The sequence below is a fragment of the Actinomadura miaoliensis genome (assembly GCF_039536785.1).
GTDB classification, from domain to species: domain Bacteria; phylum Actinomycetota; class Actinomycetes; order Streptosporangiales; family Streptosporangiaceae; genus Spirillospora; species Spirillospora miaoliensis.
Genome location: NZ_BAAAZG010000030.1, coordinates 74,561 through 79,420, shown reverse-complemented (window position 1 = coordinate 79,420; position 4,860 = coordinate 74,561). Strand labels below are relative to the sequence as shown.

Below are 4,860 nucleotides of genomic sequence, written 5' to 3'. Positions count from 1 at the left end.
GACCCGTCCGCGGCCGCCCGGCCACCCCGGCCGCGAAACTGCCGCAGGCCACGACCGCCACCACGGTCACCGGCCTGCCCCGGGACACCGCCCCGTTCGCCACGAGCGACGGGACCGTGGTGCACCCCAGAAAGCCCGTCCCGGTGTCGGCCGAACCGGGCGGCGAGCCCGTCGCGACGCTGCCCGACACGCAGCTCGGCGGCCCCACGTGGGTGCCCGTCGTGGAGAGCAGGCCGGGCTGGCGCCGGGTGCTGCTGCCGAGCCGTCCCAACCACGTGACCGGCTGGATCCCCGACACCCCGGGCTCGCTGGACACCGCCCGCAGCACCCACGTCGTCAAGGTCGACGTCGGCGACCGGAGGCTCACGATCGAGGACACGGGCCGCAGGGTCGGCGCGTGGACGGTGGCGGTGGGCGCGGCCAGGACGCCGACGCCCACCGGCCGCACGTTCATGCTCGCCTCGCTGGCGCCCGCCAAGCCGACGTTCAGCCCGCTGATCCTGCCGGTCGGCGCGCACTCCGACACGCTCGACACCTTCGGTGGCGGGCCCGGCACCGTCGCGTTCCACGGCTGGCCGGACGCCTCGGTGTTCGGCAGGGCGGTCACTCACGGCTGCGTCAGGGTCCCCAAGGACGCGCTGGCCCGGCTGGCGAAGGTGCCGCTCGGCAGCCCCGTCATCGTCACGGCCTGACATTCCTTCCCGCAACCCTGACATTCCTTCACACAACCATTTCCAGAGGAGAAAACTGTGCGATTGCAGCACTTCACCAGGTTCGCCGTCGGCACCGGGGCGGTCGCCGCGGTGCTCGCCGCGCCGACCGCGTCCGCCCAGGCGGACACCGAGGCGCCCGGCTCGGCGTACGGTGTCCGCGCCGTCGGGCCGCTCGCCGTCCCGGCGATCCCGTCGGTGACCTCCGTCGACGGACAGCCCGTCCGCGAGAGTCTCGTCCGGCTGCCGGGCAACTCGCTGATCAGGGCGTCGGGGCTGAACGCGGCCGCCCGGCCGGGGCAGGGAAGCGCCTCGGCCGCCGACGTGAAGTCGGAGAAGCTCGGCCTGACCGCGCGCGCGGTCACCGCCCGGTGCGTGGACGGCAGGGGCGTCTCGCGCCTGACGGACGCCAGGCTGGCCGGTCGCTCCCTCGCGGCCCAGGCCAAGCCCAACAGCGCGGTGTCGGTCCCGGTGTCCGGGCTCGGCACCGCCCGGGTGGTGCTCAACAAGCAGACCCGGGACGCGCGCGGCCGGCTGAACGTGACCGCGCTGGAGGCGACCGTGCCGCTCGGCAAGGGCCGGACCGAGAAGCTCAGCATCGCGTCGGTGCGGTGCGCCCCGCCCGCGGCCGCGCCCGGCACGCCGCGCGACCAGCAGCAGGGCGCGCCGCCCGCCACCGGCTCGGAGCCCTCGCGTCCGGGGTCGGCGGCCCACCGCGGGTCGGCGGTCCTCCCGGGGTCGGCCGCGCACCCCGGGTCGGTCGCGCACCCGGGCGGAGCGGCACAGCCGGGGTCGGCCGCGCACCCGGGGTCGGCGGCGCACCCTGGGTCGGCGGCGCACCCTGGGTCGGCGGCGCACCCTGGGTCGGCGGCGCACCCGCGGTCGGTGGCGAAGGCCCCCGCCCCCAGGCCCGTCGCCGGTGATCTTCCGGTGACCGGCTGACCTGAGTACGTTGGGGCCCGCGTACCGCCCGGTGCGCGGGCCCCTCGTTTGCCCGGGGAGCCGAAGGGTAGCGCGTGGCCAGGAGGTCGCTTGATGGATCACGAGGTCGTCCGCCGCATCCCGCGCACGGACGCGCTGCTGGCCGAGCCCCGGCTCGCGGCGGCGGCGCGGCGGCTCGGCCGCGACCTGGTGAAGTCGGTGATCGTCGCGGCGCAGGACCGCGCCCGGCACGGCGAGATCGCGCCCGAGGCGGTCGCGGACGCGGCCGTCGCCGCCCTCCCCGGCACCGCCGGGGGCCTGCGCCCGGTGATCAACGCGACCGGCGTCCTGCTGCACACCAACCTCGGCCGGGCGCCGCTGTCCCGGGCCGCCCGGGAGGCGGTGCTCGCGGCGTGCGGCGCGACCGACGTGGAACTCGACCTGGCCACCGGCGCCCGCTCCCGGCGCGGCCGCTCCACGCTGGAGGCGCTGCTGCGGCGGGTGCCCGCCGCCGAGGCGGCGCACGTGGTCAACAACGGCGCCGCCGCCCTGGTGCTGGCCGCGACGGCGCTGGCCGCCGGTAAGGAGATCGTGCTCAGCCGGGGCGAGATGGTGGAGATCGGCGACGGTTTCCGCATCCCCGACCTGCTGGTGTCGACCGGTGCCCGGCTGCGCGAGGTCGGCACCACCAACCGGACGTCCCCGGCCGACTACGCGGCGGCCGTCGGGCCCGGCACGGGATTCGTGCTGAAGGTCCACCCGTCCAACTTCCTGATGACCGGCTTCACCAGCTCCGTCGACGTGGGCGAGCTGGCCGGGCTGGGCGTGCCGGTCGTCGCCGACATCGGCTCCGGGCTGCTCGCCCCCGACCCGCTGCTCCCGGACGAGCCGGACGCGACGAGCTGGCTCCAGGCCGGGGCGTCGCTCGTGACCGCCAGCGGCGACAAACTGCTGGGCGGCCCCCAGTGCGGCCTTGTCCTGGGCGAAGCTCGCCTGGTCGAACGGCTCGCGCGGCATCCGCTGGCCCGCGCCCTGCGCGTCGACAAGCTGACGTTGGCCGCCCTGGAGGCCACCCTGCGCGGCCCCGAGACGCCCACGTTCGTGGCCCTGCACGCGGAGCTTGAGGGGCTGCGCGAACGCGCCGAGCACATCGCGCAGAAACTCCACGCCGAAGGCGTGGACGCCCGCGCCGTGGACAGCTCCGCGACGGTCGGCGGCGGGGGCGCCCCGGGGGTCACCCTGCCGAGCGCCGCGATCTCGCTGCCGGAACGCTACGCGGTGGCGCTGCGTCTCGGCTCGCCCGCGGTGATGGGACGCGTCGAGAACGGCCGCTGCCTGCTCGACCTGCGCGCGGTCCCGGAGGACGAGGACGCCGCGCTCACCGCCGCCGTCCAGGCCGTGGGGGTGGCGTGATGCACGTCGTCGCCACCGCCGGGCACGTCGACCACGGCAAGTCCACGCTCGTCCGGGCCCTGACGGGCATGGAACCGGACCGCTGGGAGGAGGAACGCCGCCGCGGCCTGACCCTCGACCTCGGGTTCGCCTGGACGCGCCTGCCCGACGGCGCCGACGTCGCGTTCGTCGACGTCCCCGGACACGAACGCCTGGTCGCCAACATGCTCGCGGGGGTCGGTCCCGTCCCCGCCGTGATGTTCGTCGTCGCGGCCGACCAGGGCTGGCAGCAGCAGTCGGAGGAACACCTGGCGGTGCTGGACGCCCTGGACGTGCGGCACGGCCTGCTCGCCGTCACCCGCTGCGACCTCACCGACCCCGCCACCGTCGCCGCCGTCCGCGACGACGCCCTGACGCGCATCGCCGCCACGTCCCTGGGCAAGGTCGCGGCCGTCACCGTGAGCGGCGCGACGGGCGAGGGCCTGGACGAGCTGCGCACCGCCCTGGCCGACCTGACCCGCGCGCTCCCCTCCCCCGACCTGGACGCCGACGTCCGCCTGTGGATCGACCGGGCCTTCACCATCCAGGGCCGGGGCACCGTCGTCACCGGCACCCTGCGCGCCGGAACCGTCAACGTCGGCGACGAACTGGCGCTCGCGGACGGCACGCCCGTCAAAGTGCGTGGCCTGCAGGCGCTGAAACAGACGCGCACGCAGGTCGGCGCGGTGGCCCGCGTCGCGGTGAACCTGCGCGGCGCCCCCGAGACGCTGCGCCGGGGCGACGTGCTGCTGACACCCGGCCGCTGGCTCACCACCGACCTTGTCGACGTCCGCCTGCGCGGGGACGCGGCCCCCGACCTCTCCCGGCACCTGACCCTGCACGCGGGTTCGGCGGCCGTCCCGGTCACCGTCCGTCCGCTCGGCGACGACACCGCCCGGCTGGCGCTTTCGCGTCCGCTCACGCTGCGCGTCGGCGACATCGCGCTGCTGCGCGACCCGGGGTCGCATCGCGTCCCGGCCGGGATCACCGTGCTGGACGTGCGCCCGCCCCGTTTCACCCGGCGCGGCGCCGCCGCCGCCCGCGCCCGCGAGCTGGCCGCCCTGCCCGGCGTCCCCGACGGCGCCTCCGAACTGCGCCGCCGCGGCCTGATCCGCCGCGGGGACCTGCTGGCCATGGGCCTCACACCCCCCTCGGCCCCCGTCGCCGGCGACTGGCTCGCCGACCCCGGCCACTGGGCCGACCTGCGGCGCCGCCTGGTGAAGGCCGTGGACGAGCACGCGGCCCGCCACCCCACCGACCCGGGCCTGCCCACCGAGGCGGCCCGCCGCGCCCTCGGCCTCCCCGACCGCGCCCTCGTCGAAGCGCTGGCCGGGGACGACCTCCAGCGACGCGACGGCAGGCTCTACGGCGCGACGACGCGTCCCCAGTTGCCCCCGCACGTCCAGCGCGCCGTCGACGCCGTACGCCGCGACCTCGCCGAATCCCCGTTCCGCGCCCCGGAGGCGGGCCGCCTCGCCGAACTCGGCCTCACCCCGAAGCTGCTCACGGCCGCGGCCGCCGCGGGCGCCCTGCGGAAGCTCTCGAACGAGATCGTCCTGCTGCCCGACTGCGAGGCCCGCGCCGCGGCGATCCTGGCCCGCCTGCCCCAGCCGTTCACGCTCAGCCAGGCCCGCCAGGCCCTCGACACGACCCGCCGCGTCGCCGTCCCGCTCCTCGAACACCTGGACCGCCGCGGCTACACCGTCCGCGTGGACGAGACCCACCGCCGCTGCCTTCCCCGGTGAGCCTTCCCGTCACCCGGTCTGCTTGAGCCGGAAGCCGTAGAGGCTGCCGCCGT

At 76.8% G+C, this 4,860-nt stretch carries 4 protein-coding genes; all 4 read left to right on the top strand.

All coding sequences use genetic code 11. The features are described 5' to 3' along the window. Window positions 1-692 (top strand): L,D-transpeptidase (locus ABD811_RS22495; RefSeq protein ID WP_344951013.1); only part of this gene is annotated, 692 nt, incomplete at its 5' end. 57 nt (window positions 693-749) lie between these two features. After that, window positions 750-1,652, top strand: coding sequence for a choice-of-anchor P family protein (locus ABD811_RS22490; protein WP_344951010.1), 903 nt, complete (start codon window positions 750-752; stop codon window positions 1,650-1,652). A 93-nt stretch (window positions 1,653-1,745) separates the two neighbouring features. Next, window positions 1,746-3,044, top strand: a complete 1,299-nt coding sequence (gene selA, locus ABD811_RS22485) for an L-seryl-tRNA(Sec) selenium transferase (protein WP_344951007.1) — start codon at window positions 1,746-1,748, stop codon at window positions 3,042-3,044. Further along, complete coding sequence (selB, locus tag ABD811_RS22480; protein WP_344951005.1) at window positions 3,044-4,807, top strand: selenocysteine-specific translation elongation factor; 1,764 nt, start codon at window positions 3,044-3,046, stop codon at window positions 4,805-4,807. Before selA ends, selB begins: the two co-directional genes overlap by 1 nt. Window positions 4,808-4,860 lie beyond the last annotated feature (53 nt).

Bases quoted from the DNA above. Each gene is read 5' to 3' on its own strand.
- selB (WP_344951005.1), top strand. From the start codon at position 3,044: ATGCACGTCGTCGCCACCGCCGGGCACGTCGACCACGGCAAGTCCACG.
- selA (WP_344951007.1), top strand. From the start codon at position 1,746: ATGGATCACGAGGTCGTCCGCCGCATCCCGCGCACGGACGCGCTGCTG.